General features: G+C 69.3%; 19 protein-coding genes and 1 pseudogene. All 20 read left to right on the top strand.

Features of this window, described 5'->3' with window-relative positions; all coding sequences use genetic code 11:
- The first annotated feature begins 16 nt into the window (after nt 1-16).
- Entirely contained in the window at nt 17-1,702 is a 1,686-nt protein-coding gene (locus ABZV91_RS22095) for an ABC transporter substrate-binding protein (protein WP_355244738.1), read from the top strand.
- A gap of 30 nt (nt 1,703-1,732) precedes the next feature.
- A complete protein-coding gene (locus tag ABZV91_RS22090) occupies nt 1,733-2,305 on the top strand; it encodes an adenine phosphoribosyltransferase (RefSeq protein ID WP_355244735.1) in 573 nt (190 codons plus the stop codon).
- Nucleotides 2,306-2,568: 263 nt separating this feature from the next.
- Nucleotides 2,569-4,150: pseudogene (locus ABZV91_RS22085) on the top strand (ATP-binding cassette domain-containing protein).
- A 175-nt stretch (nt 4,151-4,325) separates the two neighbouring features.
- The gene (locus ABZV91_RS22080) at nt 4,326-6,722 is read left to right on the top strand and encodes a RelA/SpoT family protein (protein ID WP_355244732.1); all 2,397 of its coding nucleotides are present in this window, start codon (nt 4,326-4,328) and stop codon (nt 6,720-6,722) included.
- A 439-nt stretch (nt 6,723-7,161) separates the two neighbouring features.
- Nucleotides 7,162-8,808, top strand: coding sequence for a cutinase family protein (locus tag ABZV91_RS22075; RefSeq protein ID WP_355244730.1), 1,647 nt, complete (start codon nt 7,162-7,164; stop codon nt 8,806-8,808).
- Nucleotides 8,809-8,865: 57 nt separating this feature from the next.
- A complete protein-coding gene (locus ABZV91_RS22070; protein ID WP_355244727.1) occupies nt 8,866-9,798 on the top strand; it encodes a hypothetical protein in 933 nt (310 codons plus the stop codon).
- A gap of 14 nt (nt 9,799-9,812) precedes the next feature.
- Nucleotides 9,813-10,682, top strand: a complete 870-nt coding sequence (locus ABZV91_RS22065) for a hypothetical protein (protein WP_355244724.1) — start codon at nt 9,813-9,815, stop codon at nt 10,680-10,682.
- A gap of 214 nt (nt 10,683-10,896) precedes the next feature.
- On the top strand, nt 10,897-11,550 hold the full coding sequence (locus ABZV91_RS22060; RefSeq protein ID WP_355244721.1) for a hypothetical protein: 654 nt from the start codon (nt 10,897-10,899) through the stop codon (nt 11,548-11,550).
- Nucleotides 11,551-11,646: 96 nt separating this feature from the next.
- Entirely contained in the window at nt 11,647-11,946 is a 300-nt protein-coding gene (locus ABZV91_RS22055; RefSeq protein WP_030521532.1) for a hypothetical protein, read from the top strand.
- A gap of 7 nt (nt 11,947-11,953) precedes the next feature.
- Entirely contained in the window at nt 11,954-12,223 is a 270-nt protein-coding gene (locus tag ABZV91_RS22050; RefSeq protein ID WP_355244719.1) for a hypothetical protein, read from the top strand.
- A 31-nt stretch (nt 12,224-12,254) separates the two neighbouring features.
- The gene (locus tag ABZV91_RS22045; RefSeq protein WP_355244716.1) at nt 12,255-12,905 is read left to right on the top strand and encodes a hypothetical protein; all 651 of its coding nucleotides are present in this window, start codon (nt 12,255-12,257) and stop codon (nt 12,903-12,905) included.
- Nucleotides 12,902-13,708: a hypothetical protein gene (locus ABZV91_RS22040; RefSeq protein ID WP_355244713.1), complete on the top strand. Its 807-nt coding sequence runs from the start codon at nt 12,902-12,904 to the stop codon at nt 13,706-13,708. Before ABZV91_RS22045 ends, ABZV91_RS22040 begins: the two co-directional genes overlap by 4 nt.
- Before the next feature lie 5 nt (nt 13,709-13,713).
- The gene (locus ABZV91_RS22035; protein ID WP_355244710.1) at nt 13,714-15,276 is read left to right on the top strand and encodes a hypothetical protein; all 1,563 of its coding nucleotides are present in this window, start codon (nt 13,714-13,716) and stop codon (nt 15,274-15,276) included.
- Nucleotides 15,273-16,763: an SCO6880 family protein gene (locus ABZV91_RS22030; RefSeq protein WP_355244707.1), complete on the top strand. Its 1,491-nt coding sequence runs from the start codon at nt 15,273-15,275 to the stop codon at nt 16,761-16,763. Before ABZV91_RS22035 ends, ABZV91_RS22030 begins: the two co-directional genes overlap by 4 nt.
- A gap of 7 nt (nt 16,764-16,770) precedes the next feature.
- The gene (locus tag ABZV91_RS22025) at nt 16,771-18,813 is read left to right on the top strand and encodes a hypothetical protein (protein WP_355244704.1); all 2,043 of its coding nucleotides are present in this window, start codon (nt 16,771-16,773) and stop codon (nt 18,811-18,813) included.
- Complete coding sequence (locus ABZV91_RS22020) at nt 18,810-19,118, top strand: transposase (RefSeq protein WP_355244701.1); 309 nt, start codon at nt 18,810-18,812, stop codon at nt 19,116-19,118. The genes ABZV91_RS22025 and ABZV91_RS22020 overlap by 4 nt, the downstream gene beginning before the upstream one ends.
- A 16-nt stretch (nt 19,119-19,134) precedes the next feature.
- Complete coding sequence (locus ABZV91_RS22015) at nt 19,135-20,811, top strand: peptidoglycan DD-metalloendopeptidase family protein (protein WP_355244698.1); 1,677 nt, start codon at nt 19,135-19,137, stop codon at nt 20,809-20,811.
- Entirely contained in the window at nt 20,808-21,413 is a 606-nt protein-coding gene (locus ABZV91_RS22010; protein WP_355244695.1) for a hypothetical protein, read from the top strand. The genes ABZV91_RS22015 and ABZV91_RS22010 overlap by 4 nt, the downstream gene beginning before the upstream one ends.
- 28 nt (nt 21,414-21,441) lie before the next feature.
- Nucleotides 21,442-23,388, top strand: coding sequence for a TraM recognition domain-containing protein (locus tag ABZV91_RS22005; protein ID WP_355244692.1), 1,947 nt, complete (start codon nt 21,442-21,444; stop codon nt 23,386-23,388).
- A complete protein-coding gene (locus tag ABZV91_RS22000; RefSeq protein WP_265804703.1) occupies nt 23,385-23,816 on the top strand; it encodes a DUF4913 domain-containing protein in 432 nt (143 codons plus the stop codon). The genes ABZV91_RS22005 and ABZV91_RS22000 overlap by 4 nt, the downstream gene beginning before the upstream one ends.
- Nucleotides 23,817-23,852 lie beyond the last annotated feature (36 nt).

The following is a 23,852-nucleotide window of genomic DNA, read 5'->3' as shown; positions in this document are numbered from 1 at the left end:
GACGAGGAGTAGTTCGATGCGACACTCATCTCTGCGCCGGACCGTCGCGCTGCTCGCGGCCACGGCCGCGGCGGCCGGGCTGGCGGCCGGGTGTTCCGGCAAGGACAAGGTGCCGTCGATCGGCTACGCCGTCGACACCACCGTCACCAGCTACAACGGCGGGACCACCGCCGGTGCGGCCGCGGCCCAGGCGGTGTTCGGGCGGGTGCTCACCGGCTTCTTCTACACCGGTCCGGACGGGCAGCCGATCGCCGATACCGATACCGGGACCGCCAAGGAGGTGCCCGGGGAGGCGCAGACCATCCAATACCGGCTGAACTCGGCGGGTGTCTACTCCGACGGTGTCCCCACCTCATGCGACGACCTGGTGTTCACCTGGGCCGCGCGCAGCGGCCGGTTCCCCGGATTCGATTCGGCGAGTACGGCCGGCTACGAGGATATCGAGCGGGTGGAATGCCAGCCCGGGTCCAAGGATGGCACCGTGGTGTTCCGGCCCGGCCGCCGCTACTCGCCCTGGCGCACCCTGTTCGGCGCCGGGGAGCTGATGCCCGCGCATGTGGCGACCCAGGCGGCGAATGTGCCCGATATCGTCGCCGCTGTCCAGAACGACGACCGGCCCGCCCTGGACCGGCTCGCCCAGTTCTGGAACACCGGCTGGAATCTGGCGCCCGGCGACCTCGATGTCACCGCCTTCCCGTCCTCCGGCCCGTATCGGATCGAATCGTTCGATCTCGACGACGGACTGGTGCTGGTGGCCAACGAACGCTGGTGGGGGGATGCCCCCGCCACGGGCCGGATCGTGGTGTACCCGAAACCGGCCGATCTCGCCGCCCATATCGAGGACGGTTCGGTCGCGGTGGTCGATATCGGCACGGGCTCGCTCCCGGAACTGAACCTGGACGCGTTCGCCGTCGAACAGCAGCCCAGCCGTGGTGTCGAGCAGTTGGTGCTCGGTACCGGCGGAGTCTTCGAATCCGATGCCGCGCGGCGCGCGTTCGCGCTGTGTGTGCCTCGCCAGGCGCTGTTCGATCAGCTCGGCCGGGTCGCGGAGGCGCCGGAGACCGGACTGGGCGCCGGCGTCGCCGATTCGCGGACGCTACAGCCGGATTCGGTGTTCTACCCGGCGGTGACCGGCGCCGCCGATCCGTTCGCCGGCAGTGATGTGGCCGGAGCGAAGTCCGCGCTCGCCGCGACCGGCACGAAGCAGCTCACCGTCCGGATCGGCTATCTGGCCCCGGATGCCCGTCGTGCGCGCACCGTGTCGATGATCGCCGACTCCTGCCGGCAGGCCGGGATCACCGTGGAGGACGCCGGTACTCCGGACTTCGGGACGGCGCAATTGGCAGGCGGCGCGGTGGACGCGGTCCTCGGCGGTCCCGGCGGACTGCCCGGCCCGGCCGGTTCCCTCGACGGCGTCGTCGCGATGAGCGGACTGCGCAGCGGCAGTGGTCTCAATGCCGGTCAGTTCCGCAACGGACGCTACGATGCGATCACGGATCAGCTTGCGGCGGATGACAATTCGACAGATCAGCTGAATCTGCTCGCGGAGGCGGAGAACTTGCTGTGGGCGCAGCTGCCGAGCGTTCCGTTGTTCGCGACCCCGCGCACCATCGCCTTCGGCGGTGGGTTGCAGAACGCCGTCGCGGGGCCTACCCGGGCCGGGTCCGGCTGGAATATGGACCAGTGGGTCCTGCAGCGCTGAGCTGCGCGGTAGCCGACGATGGAGGAGTCGATGAGCAAGCATGCGGCGGTCGAACCCGTGGACACGGTGGCCGGACGATCCGGTCAGGCCGCGGCGTTGGTGCGTAGATACACCCGCTGGGCCGACGACTTCCCGGAACCGGGAGTCCGATTCGCCGATCTCACCCCGGTTTTCGCCGACCCCGAGGGTTTCCGCACAGTGGTCGACTGCCTGGCCGCACTGGTACCCGATGCCGATCTGGTGGCCGGGGTCGACGCCCGGGGCTTTCTCCTCGGCGCCGGAGTCGCCACCACGCTGGGCACCGGTGTGCTGGCCGTCCGTAAGCGCGGCAAGCTCCCACCGCCGGTGATCACGCGGGAGTACGAACTCGAGTACGGGACGGCGGCGCTGGAGGTCCCGGCCACCGGTGTGGCGTTGGCGGGCCGCCGGGTCCTGCTGCTCGACGATGTGCTGGCGACCGGCGGCACCCTCGCCGCGGCCGCCGAGCTGTTCGCCGCCGCCGGGGCCGAGGTGGTGGCGGCCGCGGTCGTGCTGGAACTCGAGGCGCTGGGCGGCCGGGCCCGGCAGGGCGACTATCCGGTCACGTCGATCGTTACCGTGTAGCCCGGTCGCCGCAGAGGTTTTCGTCGTGCGCGGGGAGTCGCGCGCTGCCCGATCCGGGCGATGCCGGGATCGGTACCGGTTGCCGCACCCGCCGGACCGGTAGGTGATCCGGCGCATAATGTGCTGGCCTTCGCGGTGGTCGGCGCGTATCGTCGCCCGAGACCTGTTCCCGAGGATCGGAGCCGCCGTTGCTCTCATGAGGTAGTCGCTCGTGCGACCCGCTTTCGCGCGTCGCCTCCGTATCGATACCTCGAGGGGCAGCCATGGCCGATATTTCTCTTTCCGATCTCTCCTTCGCCTGGCCGGACGGGACACCGGTGTTCGACGGGCTCGACGCGGTGCTCACCGTCGGCCATATCGGGCTCGTCGGGGCCAACGGCGCCGGGAAATCCACACTCCTGCGGTTGGTGGCGGGCGACCTGCTGCCTGCTCGCGGCTCCATCACGGTGACCGGGGAGCTGGGCTATCTGCGCCAGGACCTGGGGCTCGCCGCCGGTCGGCGTGTCGACGAGGTGCTCGGTATCGCCGGGATCCGGCATGCCCTGCACCGTATCGAGTCCGGTCACGGCGCCGACGCCGATTTCGAGGTGGTCGGGGCGCAGTGGGATATCGAAGAGCGCGCGGTGGCGACGCTCGGCCGGCTCGGGCTCGGCTATCTGGCCGACGGTGTTCAGCAGCTGGATCGTCGCCTGGCCACGCTGTCCGGTGGTGAGACCGTACTGCTCGGCCTGGGCGCGCAACTGCTGGCCGGCCCGGATGCGCTGTTGCTCGACGAACCGACCAATAATCTCGATCGGGCCGCCCGTGCCCGCCTCTACGATGTCGTCGCGCAGTTCACCGGCACCGTCGTGGTGGTCAGCCACGATCGCGAGCTGCTGGAGCGGATGGATACGATCGCCGAGCTGCGTGGCGGCGCGCTGCGGTTGTTCGGCGGCAATTACGGCGATTACGAACGCGCGATCGAACAGGAACAGGAGGCGGCCCGGGCCGCGATCCGGGATGCCCGCGGCGAGGTGCGCAAACAGTCGCGGGAACTGGTGCAGGCGCGGATCAAGCTCGATCGGCGGCAGCGATACGGGCAGAAGATGTTCGAGAACAAACGCGAACCGAAGATCATCATGGGTCAGCGCAAACGGCAGGCGCAGGTCGCGGCAGGCAAACTGCGTAACAACCATCTGGAGAAGGTGGAGGACGCCGAGGAGCGGCTGGACCAGGCCCAGGAGCTGCTGCGCGACGATCGCGAGATCCGCGTCGATCTACCGGGCACCCGCCTGCATCCGGGGCAGGAGGTCCTCGACCTGGACGGGGTGGAGCTGGCCAACGGGCCGGTCGTGTCGCTTGCCGTGCGGGGGCCGGAGCGATTGGCGATCACCGGCCGCAACGGCGTGGGGAAGACCACGCTGCTGCGGCGGATCACCGCGCAACCGCCGCGGGTGCCCTGGCGGCTGCTCCCCCAGCGTCTCGATATCTTCGACGAGCGCCGGACCGTATACGACAACGTCGCCGACGCCGCACCGCATGCCGCACCGGAACGAACGCATCCGAGCCCAGCTCGCCCGTTTCCTGTTCCGCGGTGCCGCCGCCGATGTGCCCGCCGCGGCGCTGTCCGGTGGCGAGCGGTTGCGGGCCGCACTGGCCGTACTGCTGCTCGCCGAACCGGCGCCCGGCCTGCTGATGCTGGACGAACCCACCAACAACCTCGACCTGGTGAGTCTCGGCCATCTCACCCAGGCGCTCGCCGCGTATCGAGGCGCATTGCTGGTGGTGAGTCATGATCAGCGTTTCCTGGACGAGATCGGGGTCACCCGGCAGCTGGAACTGACCCCGGCCGGCCTGATGGAATGAGCCGGACCGCGCCCCCGGGGGAACGCGGGGCGGCGATCGGGCGTTCTACCCGGGGGCCGGGGATATCGATCCATGTCGATGGTGTTGCGGCCGGGGTTTCCCACGGTGCTGTGGGGGTTAAAGTTGGTGGTCTGGAACGTTGCGGTGATCTGCCGCGGCACGGAGAGGTGGTGGCATGACTCAGCATCTGGGCGAGGCGAATGTCGGTCAGACGTCCGGTTCGCAGTCGAACGGTGCCGCCACCCCTGCCCCCGCCGCCGGTGCGCGCCCGGAGACCACGCCCGATCCCGACGGTGTCCGGTCCTCCGGCGCGGTACCGAGTTCGGCGTCGCGCCGGGTGCGCGCCCGGCTGGCCCGGCGGATGACCGGTCAGCGCGGGATCCCGGCCGTCAAACCGGTGCTGGAGCCACTGGCCACGGTGCACCGCGAGCTGTACCCGAAGGCCAATCTCACCCAGCTGCAGCGAGCCTTCGATGTGGCCGATGAGCGGCACGCGACCCAGTTCCGCAAATCCGGTGACCCGTACATCACCCATCCGCTGGCGGTCGCGAACATCCTGGCCGAACTGGGTATGGATACCACCACGCTGGTCGCGGCCCTGCTGCACGACACCGTCGAGGACACCGGGTACTCGCTCGACCAGCTGACCGCGGATTTCGGCTCCGAGGTGGCCCATCTCGTCGACGGTGTCACCAAGCTGGACAAGGTGAACCTGGGTGCCGCGGCGGAGGCCGAGACCATCCGCAAGATGATCATCGCGATGGCGCGGGACCCGCGTGTCCTGGTGATCAAGGTGGCCGACCGGTTGCACAATATGCGGACCATGCGGTTCCTGCCCCCGGAGAAGCAGGCCAAGAAGGCGCGCGAAACCCTCGAGGTGATCGCGCCGCTGGCGCACCGGCTGGGTATGGCCACCGTCAAATGGGAACTGGAGGATCTCGCGTTCGCGATCCTGCATCCCAAGAAGTACGACGAGATCGTCCGTCTGGTCGCCGACCGGGCGCCGTCACGTGACACCTACCTCGCGAAGGTGCGCGCGGAGATCGTCAATACCCTCGCGGCCTCCCGGATCCCCGCCACCGTGGAGGGCCGTCCCAAGCACTACTGGTCGATCTATCAGAAGATGATCGTCAAGGGCAAGGATTTCGACGATATCCACGACCTGGTGGGTATCCGGATCCTGTGCGACGAGGTGCGCGACTGCTACGCCGCCGTCGGTGTGGTGCATTCGCTGTGGCAGCCGATGGCCGGGCGGTTCAAGGACTACATCGCCCAGCCCCGCTACGGCGTCTATCAGTCGCTGCACACGACGGTGGTCGGCCCGGACGGTAAGCCGCTCGAGGTGCAGATCCGCACCCACGATATGCACCGGACCGCCGAGTTCGGGATCGCCGCGCACTGGCGCTACAAGGAGACCAAGGGCCGCCATTCCGGGGATGCCGCCGAGGTCGACGATATGGCCTGGATGCGGCAGCTGCTCGACTGGCAGCGGGAGGCCGCCGACCCGGCGGAATTCCTGGAATCGCTGCGTTTCGACCTCAAGGCGCCCGAGATCTTCGTCTTCACCCCGAAGGGCGATGTGATCACGCTGCCACAGAAGTCGACTCCGGTGGATTTCGCCTACGCGGTGCACACCGAGGTCGGGCACAAATGCATCGGCGCCCGGGTCAACGGGCGGCTGGTCGCGCTGGAACGGCAGCTGGAGAACGGTGAGGTCGTCGAGGTCTTCACCTCCAAGGCGCCCAATGCCGGGCCCAGCCGGGATTGGCAGACCTTCGTCGTCTCGCCGCGTGCCAAGGCCAAGATCCGGCAGTGGTTCGCCAAGGAGCGTCGCGAGGAGGCGCTGGAGAGCGGCAAGGAACAGATCAACAAGGAGGTCCGCCGGGTCGGCTTGCCGCTGCAGCGGTTGATGAGCGTCGACGCCATGACCGCCGTCGCCCACGAGCTGCACTACAGCGATATCTCCGCGCTCTACACCGCGGTCGGCGAACATCAGGTCTCCGCGCACCATGTGGTGCAGCGGCTGATGGCCCAGCTGGGCGGGATCGGCGATGTCGAGAACGAACTCGCCGAACGGTCCACCCCCTCCACCACGCCGTCCCGGCAGCGGCTCACCGGCGATGCCGGCGTGCTGATCCCCGGCGCCGAGGGGACCGTCGCCAAGCTGGCCAAATGCTGTACTCCCGTACCGGGCGACGAGATCATGGGTTTCGTGACCCGCGGCGGGTCGGTCAGTGTGCACCGGGTCGACTGCACCAATGCCGATTCGCTGCGCGCCCAGTCCGAGCGCATCATCGAGGTGGAATGGGCGCCGTCACCGCATTCGGTATTCCTGGTGGCCATCCAGATCGAGGCGCTGGACCGCACCAGGCTGCTCTCCGACGTCACCAAGGTGCTCGCCGACGAGAAGGTCAATATCCTGTCCGCCTCGGTCGCCACCCACGGTGACCGGGTGGCCATCAGCAAGTTCACCTTCGAGATGGGTGACCCGAAGCATCTCGGGCATTTGCTGAACGTCGTCCGCAATGTCGAGGGTGTCTACGACGTGTACCGGGTGACCTCGGCCGCCTGAGCGTCCTCGCGCCTGCGCTGCGGTGGTTCGTCCCCCCTGCGCGACCGCTGTGGCCGGGCTTCGGGTGGGCCCGCGCGGCCGCCGCGGTGGTCGCGAAGGCCCAACGCCGCGCCGGCGTGGGCCGGTGACGGCGCGCGTATCCCGGGGCGCCACCGCTCGGGTCCGCGGCGGTTCCCGCCCTTCGCGTCGACTGGAAGAGGGGTGTGCCCGGTCGTGTTTCGGGGCCTTGGCAGCCGATTCGGGGACGCCGGAAGAATATAACGTTCGGGCTTCGGCGCGCCGCGTCCCGTACGGGTCGCGCTGGCGGGTCGCGTAAACTCTTCGGCGCTTCAGCGGTCATAGCTGGAATCTGTTACCGTTTACTGCGTTTCGTCGCGCTCGGTAACTGCGGTAGGACTGATTGCGGGTCGCTATGGCTGGATGCACAAGATTCTCGGGGATGCTGATCGCATTCACCGTCGCTGTGGCGACGGCGGCAGCGGGCACACTCGCCGCTCCCGCGTACGCTCAACCGCCGAATCCGGCGGGCCCGTCGACCCAACTCACGGTGACATCGTGTCCGGCACTGTACGCCTTGGGGATCCAGGGCACCGGCGAATCGTCGCCGGATGCCGCGCCGACGACCGATACCGGCATGCTGTCCACCGTCTTCCGGCCGCTGCTGGCCGCGGCGCCCGACAAGGGTCTGGTCGAACGTGCCTACGTGCCCTACGAGTCCAGCTTCGGCGGGGTCGACGGCGGCAGCGCCACACCGTACTCGGATTCGGTGCGGGGCGGCCTGATCCGGCTGCGCAGTATGGCGAGCTCGGTGGCGCAGCGCTGCCCGGAGACCCGCTTCGCGATCGTCGGATATTCGCAGGGCGCGCATGTGGCCTCGGTATTCGCGCAGGAGATCGGCCAGGGGCAGGGCGGCCTGCCCGCCGAGAAGGTCGCCGCCGTCGCGTTGATCGGTGATCCGACCCGTAACGCCGGTGCCCCGCTGTTCCCCGGTGCGCCGGGCAAGGCCAACCCCGACCCCGCGCCCGGTACCGAGGGCACCGAGATCGGGCATATCGCGGCACTGAATCAGACGCCGGCCACCGGCGGCGGTATCGCGCCGGACCGGGATACCGCGGAGAATTTCGGTGCGCTCACCGGACGTGTGGCCAGTTTCTGCGCCGCGGGCGATCTCGCCTGCGACGCTCCCGAGGGGGCGCCGATCCTGAAGGCGGTGGCCGGCGTCGTCGGGCAGATGAAGCTCAGCGGCGGTGATCCGATCGCCTCGCTCACCTCGATCGCCCAGGCACTGGCGTTCACCTCGATCAAAACGGCCACCAAGGTGGTCAACGAGGACGTCCAGGGCACCTCGCTGGCGACGCTGAACATCTCGCCGAAGAAGTCGATCTCCGAACGGCTGGCCGATGCCGCCGATCCGCGGACGCCGCTGGATATTCCGGGCGCCATGCGCGCTCTGCTGAAAGTGGGCATGATCGGGCTGAACGCCGTGGTCACGGTCGTCCGTACGGTGCTGAACCCCACGGCGATCGCCGAACTGGCCACCGCCGGCCTGGCGAATCCCCCGGCGGCGCTGATGATGCTGGGAGTCAAACTCCTGGGTGCGATTCCACAGCTCGTTCCGCCCACCACCGGTATCCGATTGGTGAGTCAGGCTTTCGACGCGGTCGTCGACAACATCACCGACAACCACGCCCTGCTCGACACCACGACCTGGGTGCGTTACTGGGACACCATCCAGCGGCACCAGGCCTATGGCAATGCGGCCATTTCGGCCACCGGTGAGGCGCCCACCCGCTTCATCGCCGACTGGTTCGCCGCCGCCGCGCGGGATCTCGCCGCGGTACACGGCGGCGGCAACGAACCGGTCGCGGAAAAGGCGGCACCGCAGGTCCCGAGCCTGCCGGACAGCGGAGTTCCCGCTCCGAACGGATTCGCGGGGCCCGATCCCGGCGCGTCGCCTGCGCCCGCTCCCTCCGGTACGGGACAATTCCCATTTGGGACAGGAGTGAACAATGGTGCCCCGGAGGGTCCGGTGACCGCCACTCCTGCACCCCGTACAACCGAAACCGACTCGTTCTCCGTGAACTGATCGCCGAGAGGGATCGATGATGCCAGATCACGCGCCCGGCGCCACGGGAATGGGGGAATGTTGAAGTCCTACAAAAAGCTCGATCGATGGTACGGTCCGCTGGAGCCGGAAGGGGCTCGCGACACGGACGCGTCGCCCCGCGCGCCCGAGCCCGGCGGCGAGGCCGTCCCGGCGGCCGATGACGACGGCCCGGCCAGGTACCCCGACTACATCGCGGAGGCCGGAAGCGCGACCGCCCGGCCCGATCCGGCGCCCGCCGAGCTGTCCGGCCGCCGCACCGAATTCACCGGCGGCTGGTCGGACTGGGTCGATGCGCCCGACGACGACCGGAACGCGGACCTGGTGCGGTTTCCCTGGACCGACGACGAGGAACTCACCGAACCCGCGCGGATCGGCCGTACCCCGGCCCGGCTCCGCGATATCGAGGCCGATCGCGGCGCCCGGCGGCGCCGGACCGCCGGAGTACTCCTCGCCGCCGTGGTGCTGCTCGGGATCGCGGCCGCCGTGGTGCTGTATCTGCTGGCCCCCGGCACACCCGGTGCCGCCGGTCCCGGAGCGGCTCCCGACGGGGGCGCGGGTCTGCGCTTCACCGCCGGGAGTACCGGCGCCGATCCCGGCGCGGCGGCATGCCCGTCCGAACAGAGCGCGCAGGTGGTGCGCGGTGCGGGCCCGGGCGGGACGAATTCCGGACCCGAAGCCGTGCTGCGCTTCCAATACGCCTACTACGTGCAGCGTTCCGGCGTCGAGGCGCGCGCCGCGGTAGCGCCCGACGCCCCGGTGTCCTCCGCCGAGGTGATCCAGGCGGGTATCGACAGCGTCGCGCCCGGCACGGCGCACTGCGTCCGGATCGTGACCGTGGCCAATGGCCGGTACACGGTCGAGGTCACCGAGTTCCGGCCCGGTGGCGAGCCCGCTACCTACAGCAGGCAAACGGTCACCACCGCGGTGATCGACGGCCGCACCCTCATCACGGGTATTTCGGCCGGATAGAGGAGAGTGCTGCGATGGGAGAGGATTGGAGCCGCTGGCTCGACACCGCACCGGATGCCGAGGTGACGGACGAGGCAGACGGGAACCGGAAGGCACGGGTGGTGCGGTTGCCGGGTGGCGCCCGGACCCGTGCGGCCGGTGAACCCCGGCCGATCCTGGTGGTGGGCGGCTGCGGCGGTGCCGGTACCACGACCACCGCGCTCGGGCTGGCGGGCGAGCTCGGCCTCGCGGGTACCGCCACGATCGCGGTGGACGCCACCCCCGCGGGTGGTGATCTGGCCCTGCGCGGCGCCGACGAGCATCTACACCCGATCAGCATGCAGCAGTGGTTGTACGGCCGCGGCGACGACGAACCCGCCCCGTTGAAGGACTGTATGTCCCGAGCGACCTCCGGAATCGGCCTGCTGTGGCGGGATGCCGCACCGTTGCGCCGCCGCGCGAGCTATCTGACCGTGGCACGGGCGGTTGATCAGGCCGGATACACCGGCGTCTACGACGGCGGGAACCCGATCGCGAGCCGGCAGTTGCGACCGCTGCTCGACGACGCGGATGTCGCGCTGGTGCTGACCATCCCGGCGCGCGTCGATGCGGCCAACCGCCTGCGGGTGACTCTCGAATGGCTCGACGACGAATACGGCGACTCGTCGGAGCCCATGGGCGGCGGCATCGTCGGCGACACCACCATCGTGGTCTCCCACCAGCAGCGCGGCGCCGATTCACGGGTCGCTGACCATTTGCGGGAACATCTGGCGGGCTGGGTGCGCGATATCGTCGAGGTGCCCTACGACCCCCATCTGGCCCGCGGTGAACTGGTGCGTCATGCCGCACTCGCCGACGAGACCCGGCAGACCTACGAGCGACTACTCGCGGGGATGGCGTCATGATGCGATTCCGCGATCCCTGCTCCTCCGCCGCGGGCACTGTGGACCGTGGCCGGCACTCTCGCGGCCGCGCACTCGCTGCGACGATGCGACGTCCCGCGCGGACTGCGTGTGTCGCCGCCGGCGCGGGAAACGGCACGGTGCGATCCCTCCGCCGACCCCGTGGGCTCCGCGGACTACAGGTAGCGCCGCCGAGGGAGGCATTATGTCCCTTGCTATGAATCTTCCTCGCCGACCCGACCGTAACGCTGTCGCCGGAGTGGTACCGCCGCCGGAGTCACGCCGTGCCGCGGTCTGGGACCGTCCTGTTCCCGGTGCCGGCCGTGCGCCGCTGGTGTGGCTGCTGGGTGTCCACGGCGGCGCCGGCGCCAGCTCGCTGGCCCATGTCCTGGCGCCTGCCGCGGATTCGGGCCGGCGCTGGCCCGGGGTGTTCGACCGGGAATCGCCGTTCGTGGTGCTGGTGGCGCGGGAGACCATCGCCGGACTGACCCATGCGCACGATCTGCTGCGCCAGCACCACTCGGGATTCGCCGGGCCCAGCCGGGTTCTCGGCCTCATCACGGTGGCGGCGCGGCCGGGCCGGATGGCGCCGGAGATCCGGCGCTACCGCGATGTGGTCGCCTCATTGGCCGGTCAGGTCTGGCAGGTGCCCTGGTACGAGGAGTGGACGCTGGTCGAGCCGGAGAAATTGCCGGTGTGGACGCCGGGTGTCGCGACCTCACCGCAGCGCCGCCGCCGGATCGACCCACTCGAGGAGGTCCCCCTGGACATCAGGGAAATCGGATCGGAAATCGTCGCGGCCGCCCGGGCCGCGCTGGAGGAATCGGAGGCCGCCCCCACTCGGGGCCGATCGAGATTCGTAGAGGAGTGATGCCGTGATCGCCGCCGTCGAGCATGTATTCCGTGTCGTGCTCCCCGCGCTCGCGCGGACCGAATGTTGCACCTCAGCTATCGAGAAAGGCACCCGATGAGCACCGTACTTCTCGCCGTTCACCAGGTCTACGACACCGTTGTTGTGGCCCAGGTGGGCAATCCGACGCCCGAGGCTCCGCCCGGATCGGAGAAGATCCTGCAGCTGGTGCGATACCTCACCTGGTTCGTCCTGCTGTCCGGGATCTGCGGCATCATCTACGCGGGCGGCAAGTTCGCGTGGGAGAAATGGACCGGCGGTGGACTGGAGTCCCCGAAGATGGTGGCCGGAGCGATGATCGGCGGCGTGGTCGCGACCAGCGCCGGCACGATCATGAACGCCGTCATCGGAACGTGAGGTTGTCATGGATGTGGTCGGGGCGGCCGGTGTTCTCGCGTACAAGCAGATGCCGGCCGAAGTGTTGGAACCGTTGATGCAGTTGCTGAACTGGCTGCTCTGGTTCGTTCTCATGGGCTGTCTGGCGTGGATGATCGTTTCGGCCGGGAAGCTGTGGCTGACGTTCAAGGGCGATCTGGCGATGAACGACGCCTCGCACGGGGTGCTCATGAGCCTGCTCGGCGCGATCGTGGCCAGTGGCGCCTCCGGTATCGCCCTGGCGTTCCTGCCCGGATGATCCGGGGCGAGGCGAGGAGAACGACCTGCGCATGAAATCGACCGTGATTCCGGCCCCGCGCCGGTCCGGCCGGCCGTACGCCCTCGGGGCCGCCCCTGTGTTGTCCGCGTTGCTGCTGGTCGGCGTCGTGGGCTGTGGCGGCGGGGATGCCGCGGCACCGCCCGATCTGTCGGCGCCCCCGACGAATGTGCGCTGGGTGCCGTTCCAGGGCGTATCGTTACCGCATAGCGATCAGGGTCCGAAGGCTCAAACCGACGGCGCTGCAACGGGTTTCGAGCAAAATCCCACCGGCGCCGGGGTGGCCGCCATGGTGCACGCCGTGCGCCTGGCGATCGCCGACGACGGACAGTGGTCGAATATCGTTGCCCGGGAAGTGGTTCCGGGCCCGGCGAAGGACGAATGGGCGGTGAACCGGGTGCAGCTGTCGATCAGTGGTCCCGCGGATCCGGTCTACGCGCCGCGGCTGCTGGGTTACCGGATCACCGAGTACAGCGACCAGCGCGCGGCGGTGGATGTGTACAGCGAGTACTCGGACAGCTCGAAGGCGGTGAACCACACGACCGTGGAGTGGTTCGCCCAGGATTGGAGGTTACGGCTGCCGGATCCGGAATCGACCACGCGACCGATCGACCCTGTGACCGAATTACCCGGTGACACCGTGAAAGTGGAGGCCCCGAAGTGAGCGGGAAGGAGACCTATCAGCGTGACCGCGTCTCCTTCGGCGTCATCGCCTCCGCGGCGGTCCTGGCGCTGATCGTGGTGGTCGGCGTCGTCATGTGGACGGGCCGCGACGACGAACCCGTCGCGGCGGCACCGCCCCCGGCCACGGTGGGCGAGGGATTCGCCGATCCGGAGGTGGATGTGTTCAACCGGCGCATCGATATCCCCAACAACCCCGCGGGGCAGGTCCTTCCGCAGGACCCGTCCCCGCAACGCAAGCCGACGGATCCCGATTGGCTGACCGCCGCGCCGGCGGGCACCACCGACCCTCGCGGTTGGCAGCGGGTGTTCGGAGCGTCGGTGCCGTTCTCGAGTTCCGACGGTCCGAACCGGATCGAGGACGGGCTGGCCGTGGGGTACTCGCACACCCCGCAGGGCGCCGCGCTGGCCGCGGCCCAGATCACCTACCGGCTGAACGCCCGGCCGGCGGACCGTGATCTCTATGTACGGCAGGTGCGGGTTTCGGCGCAGCAGATCGCGGCCTACGACAAGGCCCTGGAAGCGGATCGGCTGCCCGAGCAGCAGCCCGAATCGGTGACCCGGTACCTCGTCGCGTCCGACGCGTTCAAGATCGACGACTACGCGGACGATATGGCGATCGTGCGGTTGGCGCTGCGTGCTCCGGCGCTCGACGCGAAGCCGGTGTGGGTGACGTTGCGACTGATCATGGTGTGGGACGCGGGGGATTGGCGGCTCAAGCCGACCACCTCGCCGAACACACAGACCGAGTATGTCGAATCGCTCGAGGGGTGGACTCGATGGTGATTCCGATGTTGGGACGGAATGTGGAAGCTCAGGTAGTGCGCGAAGAGAGCCCTTCCGAGCGCGGGGAGCGAACTCCCGCGGTCTCGTACCGGGTGTCGCTGGCCAGACGGCTCGTCACGATCCTCGCGGTGATCTTCACCGTGTCGATGGCGACGCCGGTGGTCGCCTACGGTCAGTCCTACGGGTTCGACGAGACCTGTAACGAGATACACGATGCCCTGGACGAGCTCGGCATTCCCGGCATCTCGCTCGGCGACGCCGCCTCGGCCGTGTGCAAGGCGGGTAATGCCGCCACTCATCCCGGTGAAGCGGCCACCGCGGTCAAGGACAAGGCGTGGGATTCGACCTTCGGCAAAGTGGTCGATTCGCTGATGAACGGTCTGGGCGAAGCCATCATTCTGGCGTTGACCTTCTGGATGAAGGTGCCCAACGAGGTGGCCAGTGATTCCGGTTCGCTGTTCACCAAGATCAACGACTACACATATCAAATACAGATACTGCTGCTGATGGCCTCCATCATCATCACCGGCCTCAGATTGGCCGAGGCCAGACGTGGCGGTGCGATGCAGGAGGCGGCCGAATCGTTCCGGATGTTCACCCGGGTGGTGTTCAGTTCCTGGATGCTGGGCGCGGTCATCGTGGCCGGCACCGTGGCCTCGGACCGCTTCGCCGAGTGGATCATCCAGGACTCCACCGACGGCAATGCCCGCAACATGGCCGAGCTCATGGTGAAAACCAGTAAGCTGCAAGCTTTCTCACCCGGCCTCGTCCTCATCATCGCGATCGTCGGACTGCTCGGGGCGCTGGCCCAGATCGTGCTGGCCATCGTCCGGCAGGGCCTGCTGGTGATCGCGGCCGGTGTGCTGCCGCTGGCGGCCGCCGCCTCCGGGATGAGTACCGGTAAGCAGTCGTATCAGAAGCTGGTCGGCTGGATCATCGCCTTCATGCTGTGGAAACCGGTGGCGGCGATCGTCTACATGATCGCGTTCACCACCGCCGGGCACGTGGACGAGATGACCCCGGCCGGCGGGCTGCCCGAGGCCGAGGAGGCCCAGCGCATGCTGGTGGCCATCGTGCTGCTGTGCAGTGTCGCGTTCGTCCTGCCCGCGCTGATGCGACTGGTCACGCCGGCGGTGGCCATCGTCGGCAGCGGCGGTTCGGGCCTCACCGCCACCGGTGGAACCCTGATCGCGGCAGCCGGTCTGGGTGCCATGGGTACCAAGGCGGTCGGTGCGAAGGGCGCCGCGGCGCCCGGTCGCGCCGGCTATGTAGGTGGCGCCGCGGGACCGCCGCCCCCGGGTGGCGGCCGCGGTGGCGGTGCGCCCCGGCCGATGCCCCCGCCGCGGGGTGGCGGAGGCGGCGGCGCGCCGGCCGGTGGGCAGGGACCTCGATCGAGTGGGGCCTCGGGCGGTGTACCGTCCGGTGCGTCCCGCGTGGTCAACAGGATGGGCGCAACCCGTGCCGCGACCGCCGGGATGACCCGCGCGGACCAGGCCATGGGTGATGTGGCGGGCGACAATTGGCGTAACCGTAACCCCGACTTCGGTAGGAACACCATTCCACGATGACCAGCACCGAGACCTACGAACGCCGCTCCTACGGCCTGTGGCAGAAGCCCCGCAGCGCCGGCCTTTTCGGCCTGCGGTGGGAAGAGACCGTGCTCGGCTTCGCGGTGGTGATCACCGCGCTGCTCACCGCCATGATCGGCGGTTTCCAGTGGGGCGCCGTCGTCGGCGGGGTCGGTGTGGTGATCATGGCCCCCCTCGTCATGCGACGCGGTGGGCGTTCGGGCTACGAGACGGGATTGATGATGTTCCACTGGATGCGTTCGCGCAGCCGCGGCGAGCACGTGTACCGCGGCGGCCGGTTCTCCCGGGTGCCGGGTGGTTTCACCCGGCTGCCCGGGTTGCTCGCGCCCTCCAAGCTCTACGAGGGGATCGACGCCGGCGGCTACAGCTTCGGAATGATCCACCTGCCGCAGTTCGCGCAGTACACGGTGGTGCTGCGGGCGTGGCCGCAGGGTCACGAGGCGGTCGACCAGCCGGTGATCGACCGCTGGGTCTCGGCCTGGGGTACCTTCCTCGCCTCGGTCGGCCAGACCAGCGATATCGTCGCGGTGGTGCCGGTGATCGATACCGTCCCGGAGACCGGGAACCGGCTGCTCACCGAGGTTTCCACCATTACCCGGCCGGAGGCGCCGGATCTGGCGCAGCAGGTGATGTACGAGCTGGCCACCGAATTGCCGCAGGAGCGGGTGCAACTGCTGCCCCGGGTCGCCATCACCTTCAAAGCGACCACTGCCGAGCGTCGCAAGAACCCGGCGGAGGAAGCGGTCGAGATCGGCCGCCGGCTACCGGGTATCTGCGCCGCGCTCGCCGAAGCCGGGGTCCGGGCCCAGCCCATGTCGGCCGACGAGGTGATCTCGTTCATCCGGCGCAGCTACGACCCGGCCTCCCAGGCCGACCTCGAGGTGGCCGCGGGCGAACCCGAGGGCCACGGCCTGGACTGGGCCGACGCCGGCCCCGTCTCGCACGACGAGAAATGGGATCACCTCATCCACGACGGCGGCCGGTCGGTGACCTGGGAGATGGACACCGCCCCGGAAGGCGCGGTGGACGAGCGAGTACTGCAGCGGCTGCTGGCGCCGAATCCGGAGGTGCCGCGGAAGCGGATCGCCATCGTGTACCGGCCGCATTCGGCGGCCGACGCGGCCGAGATCGTCGACGACGATTTCAAGAACGCCCTGGTCGCTCAGCAGAGCGAACGCGGTGTGGTGTCGGCGTCGGCGACGCTGCGGGTCGGCGCGACCCAGCAGGCCCGGGAGGAGCAGGCGCGCGGGCACGGTGTCACGCGGTTCGGCGCACTGGTCACCATCACCGAGCCGAACCGCGGTGACCTGCCGCGGATCGAGGCGATCACCCGCGACCTGTCCACGCAGGCCCGGCTCAAGATCCGTCGCTGCTACCGCTACCAGGCGGCGGCCTTCGCGGCATCGCTCGGTTGCGGGGTGATCCTGCCCGAGCACGCGACCATTCCCAAAGCATTGGCGGGGTGAACGACTGATGGCACGCGAGCACGAGCCACCCGTACGAGAGCGCAACAGAACCCGGGTCGCCACCGGCGACCGGTCCCGCGCCGGCCGGGACGACGAACGGCATATCCGGGGCGACCGGGACGGGCAGCGCGGATCCGGCGCCGCCGCCCGGCGCGATCCCGAACGCTCGCGGGCCGATCGCCGTACCCGTACCGGGGGCGACGGGTCGGCGGGCGGCCGCGCTCGCCGCACCCGGGTCGATACGGCCGCCGACCGGGCGATGGGCACACCGGAGTTCGACAAGGCGGCCCGCCGGGCCAGGGCGCGGGCCGAGAAACGCCGGCAGCAGGGTCCGCCGCTGCTGGACGCGGCGACCCGCTCGCGGCTCGAGGAAGTCAGCCGGGAAGGCGCGGGTCTCCGGGCGGCGTGGGCCACCTTCCGGATCCGCACCGACGATATCCGCCGCCGCAACTACGCCGCGCGCGCCGAACAGGAATACCAGGACGGGTTCGACCGCCAGACCGCCCAGCTCACCGACCGCGGGTTCGCCGGGGCCGGGGGTGGCCGGATGAACGTGGTGGGCCGCCCGGTCGAGTACCGGGCCACCACCGCGCAGGTCGCCGGGTTGTGGCCGTGGTCGGTCGGCGCGGGCGCACCGCTGATCGGTACGCCGCTCGGTTCCCACCTGCACACCGGAGCGCCGGTGTGCTTCGACCCGATGAACTGGTTCATGCGCGGAAGTTTCATCACCGCGCCGAGCCTGTTCGTGCTGGGCCTCAACGGTTTCGGTAAATCGTCGCTGGTGCGGCGGATCGTGCTCGGCGGAGTCGCGCAGAACATCACCCCGCTGGTGCTGGCCGATGTGAAGCCCGACTATCGGCGGCTGGTGGAACTGGTCGGCGGTCAGGTAATCGATCTCGGGTACGGCCACGGCAAGCTCAACCCGCTGGCCGGCGGCGTGCTCGGCGATATCGTGCCGCGGCTGGAGGGGCATCCCGAGCTGCAGCGCCAAGTGCTGCAGGATCTGCGGGCCCGGCAGGTGACGCTGATCGCGGGTCTGGTGGAACTGGTGCGTGGCGCGCGCGTGCGCGATTACGAGGAGACCCTGATCTCCACGGCCCTGCGGATCCTGTACCGGCCGGGCAGCGGGTTCACTCCGGACCAGCCGCCGATCATGGAGAATCTGCTCGAGGTCATCGTCGCCGGCGGCGAGGAGATGATGCTCGACGCCGGTGCGGACAGCCCGACCGAGTACCACGAGGCGATCCGCGGGTTGCGGCGGTCGCTGCGTGCCCTCACCCAGGGCCCGTTCGGCGCGGTGTTCAACGGGCAGACCTCGGTGCCGATCGATACCGATTCGGTCGCGGTGTGCATCGACGTCTCCCATATCCCCAACGGGGACAAGAAGCTCAAGGCCGCCGTCATGCTGGCCTGCTGGGCGGACGGATTCGCCGCCGTCGAGGCGGCGCATACGCTCACCGACGCGGGGATGGCTCCGCAGCGGTACTTCCAGGTCGTCATGGACGAGCTGTGGCAAGTGCTGGGCCTCGGCGATTTCATGGTCGACCGCGTCGACGAACTCACCCGTCTGCAGCGCGGTATCGCCACCGCGCTGATCATGATCAGCCACACCATCAAGGACCTGCAATCGCTGGGGTCGGAAGCGGCCATCGCCAAGGCCCTGGGGTTCCTGGAGCGCGCTCGTGCCAAGATCTTCGGCGCCCTGCCCGGCGAGGAGATCAAACGGCTGGACAGCACGGTGCCCTTCACCGCGGCCGAAGAGGAGATGGTGACCAGTTGGTCGGCGCCGCAGGCGCTGACCGGTGAGGCCCTGAGGCCGGGGCAGGTCAGGCCGTCCCCGCCGGGTACCGGCAAGTTCCTGCTGAAGATCGGTGAGGACCGGCGGCCGGGAATTCCCTTCCATATGGAATTCACCGAGGCCGAGCGGCTCAGCGGGATCCACGACACCAACCAGCGTTTCGAGGAATTCACCTCCTACCCGGGGCGCTATGCCGCCGAACAGGCCGCGGCGCCGGACAGTCCGGACCCGGTAGGCGGGAGAAATTCATGATGCCGCATCGGTCCTATCGCCGGGTCTCGCCGGAGGTCCGGGCCGCCGCGGTGGAGCAGGTGCTCGCGCTCACCAGCAAACTGCGCAGCGAATCGGAGGCGTGCCGGCTGGTCGCCGAACAGATCGGGGTGCACACGAATTCGGTACGGAACTGGGTGCGCGCGGCGGAGGGGCCGAGCCTGGAGCGGATGGACGCGGCAGCTCTGCGTCGTAAGGTCGCCGCGCTACAACAGCAACTGGCGGCGGCCGCGGAGGTGAACCGCGCCCTGGCCGACACCCTCAACGAAACCCGGCGCGAGACGTGAACCCCGCGGGAGCGCGGTGAACGCGAAATCGGTGCTGTGGACCTGCCTCGGTCTGGTACTCGGCCTGATGACGGTCATTCTCGTCATCGTCATGCCCGCCGTGGACGACCCGTGCGAGGGCGGGTCGGTGCTCGACCCGAGCCAGGCGACGCTGCCGCCGCTGGGCGGATACCCACCCGGTGACCCGCGCGCGGCGGGTGAGACGGGGATCCCGGACGGCTCCACCGCCAACCCCACCGCGATCGCGACGCCCTCGCTGGCCGCCGGCGCGGGCCCGCTGGGCCGCAGCCGGCCGATGGCCGCGGGAACCTATTCGGTCTCGGATGTCTTCGGTTCGCGCGGCGGCGGTCACAAGGGTGTCGACCTGGCCGCGCCGGACGGCACCCCGATCTTCTCGGTCGCCGACGGAGTCGTGGTGGCCGCGGGCCCGGCCTCCGGTTTCGGCAACTGGATCGTGGTGGATTCGGTCGACGCGGGCAATGGGCGCGCGTACTCCGCCGTGTACGGGCATATGTGGGACAGCGGGGTGCTGGTGCGGGTCGGCCAGCCCGTGCAGGCCGGCCAGCATATCGGCGCGGTGGGATCGGCCGGTGAATCCAGCGGGCCCCATCTGCATTTCGAGATCGTGCCGGGCGGCCGGTTCACCGGTGGCCGGCAGATCGACCCGCTGCCCTGGCTCGACGGCGCGCCCACTCCCGATCTGGGTGGTGCCCGCGCTTATTCCACCGATCCGGCGTGTGTACGCGGTTTCGGTACTCCGGGTGGGGCCTTGGCCAATGGGAAAGTGCCGCCGGAACTGGAGATCTGGTACCGCCGCGCGGGGTCGCTGTGCCCCGAGGTCACCCCCTCGCTGCTGGCCGCGCAGGGGCGGCAGGAGTCCGGTTTCCGGCGTGGGCTCACCTCGCCCGCGGGCGCGCAGGGGCTCGCGCAGTTCCTGCCCGGCACCGCCGCGAGTATCAATCCCGACGACGGTCAGCCGTATGTGATCGATGCCGACGGTAACGGGGTGGCCAGTGTGTGGGACGACGGTGACGCCATTGTCGGACAGGGCCGGTACATGTGCGCGATCGCGCACAAGATCACCGGCTGGCTCGGGGAGGGGCGGGTGCAGGGCGATGTGGTGGCGCTGACGCTGGCCGCCTACAACGCGGGCGAGGGCGCGGTGCTGGCGTCCGGCGGTATGCCGAACCAGGTGGCCGCGCACTACTCCGAGACCCAGCCCTATGTCACCAATATCCTTGCCATGGAAGCGGAGTACCGCGATCCGGGAGCCGCGGGCCGTTTCACTCCCGACAGTGCAGGGTCGGCCGGCGACCAGGTCGTCCAGGCCGCGCACGAATGGCTGGGCACGCCCTACGTGTGGGGTGGCGGTGGCCCACAGGGACCCAGCGGCGGCGGACTCGACGGACCGGGGCTGACCTCGGCGGCGGTATTCGCCGCGTCGTCCGGCGCGGTCTCGCTGCCGCGCACCGCCGAACAGCAGTGGGAGGCCGGGACCGAGGTGCCGGTCGCCAAGGCGCAGCCGGGGGATCTGGTGTTCAGCGAATTCGGACCGCGCGGACCCGCCCGGGTCGGAATCTACAGCGGGAACGGGCAGATGATCCAGGCCGCGCCCGCGCTGACCGCGGACTCTCCCGGCGGCGTGGCCGAAACTGCCGTACCCGGCGACGCCCGGGCGAGGAGGGTGCTGTGAACACGCGCGGATCGGCGCCGTTTACGAGGTCCGGGCGGTTAGCCTGGAACGAGAAGGCGAGTGCTGGTGCGGGACTGGTGGTGGTGCTGATGCTGGGCATCACGGTACTGAGCGGATGCGGCGGCAGTGGCGAGGACGTGGGATCGGGTGGCGCCGTGGCCACCTCGACCACCCGGCGGCTCGAGGCCGTGCCCGCCCCGGATCCGGTGACCCCGGACGGGGTCGCGGTGGCGGCACTGCGCGAGATCTCTCAGTGGGAGCCCGCCACCGAGGTTCCGGGCGCCTCGCTGGAGCGAGCGCGGAAATGGCTGGGACCCAGCCTGCTCCGGGTGCTGGACGCGTCGACGGCCACCGCCGGCGCGCCGGCGGTATCGCTGCAGTGGGGTGATTGGGCGGCGGCCGGGGCGCGGGTGGAGGCGTTCACCTTCGCCTCCGGCGATCGGCCGCCGGCCGGACCGGATCCCGGTGTGCAGCAATTCAAGATCGGAATCGAGCAGACCGTCGTCTATCCGGACGGCCGCGAGGAACCCCTGGCGCCGTCCACTGTCATCGCGACCGTCGTTCGTACGCCGCAGGGCTGGCGTCTGGACGGCTACCGGTGACCCGGCAGGCATCATTCAGGAGGCAGTAATGGCCAAGAAGAAACCGGTGAAGGACCCGGCCGCGATCGGGCCCGATCTGACCCTCATCGCGATCTACGTCGGCGGCGCCGTCCTGGGGACCGTCTGGGTGGCCCTGCATCTGGGCAATATGCTCTCGCTGCAGAAACAGGACATGCCCGTCAACCCGATCGATATCGTGGCCGGGATGGTCAAGGGCGAGTTGCACTGGCCCACCGGTACGACGGTGATCCTGCTGCTCGTCCTGCTCGCGCTGGCCCTTTTCGTGCTGTACAGGCGGCGGGCCACGGCCAGACGCATGGTGGGCCGCCTCGCTGTGGACGACAAGGCCGATGTGATGGGCAACGGCGGCGCCATCGCCGCCCTGACCGAGGCCGGGGTCCGGGAGAAGGCCCAGAACATGGGCGTCAAGCTCGGCTACAACGACGCACCCGGGGTGCCGATCGGTGTCGCCGTCGCCGACGGCACGATGCTGTACGGCTCCTATGAGGACCTGCACCTGGACATCTGGGGTCCGCGGCAGGGCAAATCGACCTCCCGGGTCATTCCGGCGATCCTCACCGCCATCGGCCCGGTGCTGGCCACCTCGAACAAACGCGATGTGGTCGACGCGACCCGCGATGTCCGCGAGGCCAAGGGCAGCCGCACCTTCGTCTTCGACCCGCAGGGCGTGGCCGCCGAAGAGCCCACCTGGTACTGGAACCCGCTGGCCTGGGTGGACGCGAACAGCGACGGCTGCGAGATGCGGGCCGCGCGCCTGGCCGGCCATTTCGCCGACAGCGACAGCGGTTCCGATTCCCGCAACGACGCCTTCTTCGATCCGGAGGCCGAGGATCTGCTGGCCGGGCTCTTCCTGGCCGCCGCGATCGCGAAGAAGCCGATCACCCAGATCTGGGAGTGGGTGACCGATCCGCAGAACATCGAACCGATCAAGTTCCTGCGCGACGCGGGCCACGATTTCTCCGCGTCCGGTCTGGCGGCGCAGTACAACGCCGACCCGCGGACCCGCAGCGGTATCTTCGGCACCGCCAAGAAGATGGTGCGCTGCCTGAAACTGCGCAATGTGCACAAGTGGGTCACTCCGCACGACCCGGCGAAGCACGAGCCGGCCCGGGCCCAGTTCGACGAACTGGAGTTCATCGAGAAGAACGGCACTCTCTACAGTCTGTCGCTGGAGGGCCGCGGTTCGGCGGCCCCGCTGGTCAGCGCGCTCACCGAGGCCGTGATCGATGTGGCCATGCGCAAGGCGTCGAGGTCGGCCTACGGTCGCTTGCCGATTCCACTGCTGGCGGTGCTGGACGAGGCCGCGAACGTGGTCCGGTGGAAGGATCTGCCCAAGCAGTACAGCCATTTCGGCTCGCGCGGCATCGTGGTCATGACCGTGCTCCAGTCCTGGGCGCAGGGCGCGCGCTGCTGGGGTGACGACGGGATGAACGCGCTGTGGTCGGCGGCCAATATCAAGGTGCTGGGCAGCGGTGTCGACGACACCAACTTCCTGCGGGAACGGTCCGAGGCCATCGGCGAGCACTCCGCCATCTCGGCCTCGGTCTCGGAATCCAAGGGCGGTAAGAGCTATTCGCGGTCGCTGGGCTCGTCCAAGACCTTCACCGTGCAGGCGCTGGCGACGCTGCCCCGAGGCCGGGCCATCGTGTTCTCCTCCGGCGCCCCGCCGGTGCTGGTGCGCACGGTGCCCTGGTGGGAGGGCGACTACGCGGCCGCGGTGAAGAAGTCCATCGAACAGCACGACCCGCAGCGCAAGACCTTGGTCACCGATCTCATCGGTTCCCCCGCGCTGGTCAAGGAGAAACCCGCGGCACCGGATCACGGCCCGGCGGGCGCGCCGACGATCCTGGACAAGAAGCCCGCGGGAGCACAGACGGAACCGGATAACGGTCCGGGCGGAACACCGGGTCCGGAGAACGGGCCGGGAGAGAGGCAGGAGGTTCGACCGCGGTGACCGAGACTTCCCGAGAGCAGCAGATACCGACCTACAAGAACGTCGTGGAGTTCGTCGAGAACTACCTCAGCGTCGTCTATCGGCGGCAGGTCAGCGATCTCAGCGATACCGTGTGGTGCCCCGAATGGTGGAAGCATACGGAAGCCATCGCGCGCCTGGATGCCATGTGGCGGGCCTGGGAACATCTGCGGCAGGACGGCGCCACCGGAATGAGTGTCTGGTTCCTCGACCACGCCGACCAGCACATGGCCGTCCTCCTCGATCCGAAGGGCCCGTTCAAGTACTGCAGCGTGCGCAACGGGCACAAGGACATGCTGGTGCCGTTGCCGCTGACCGCTCCGCCCGACGGAATGTTCAGCGATCCGTTCGACAGCACCGAAGAAGCGGAGGCACCCGTCCGTCCGGCCGGCAGCGAAGTCAAGAGCTGACCGGTACCGGAGACGACGAACGCCCGTCCTGCTGGA

It is taken from the genome of Nocardia sp. NPDC004568, from assembly GCF_040609955.1.
Taxonomy (GTDB): domain Bacteria; phylum Actinomycetota; class Actinomycetes; order Mycobacteriales; family Mycobacteriaceae; genus Nocardia.
Note: the sequence above shows the minus strand (reverse complement) of the source record. Positions and strands in the feature narration are given on the sequence as shown.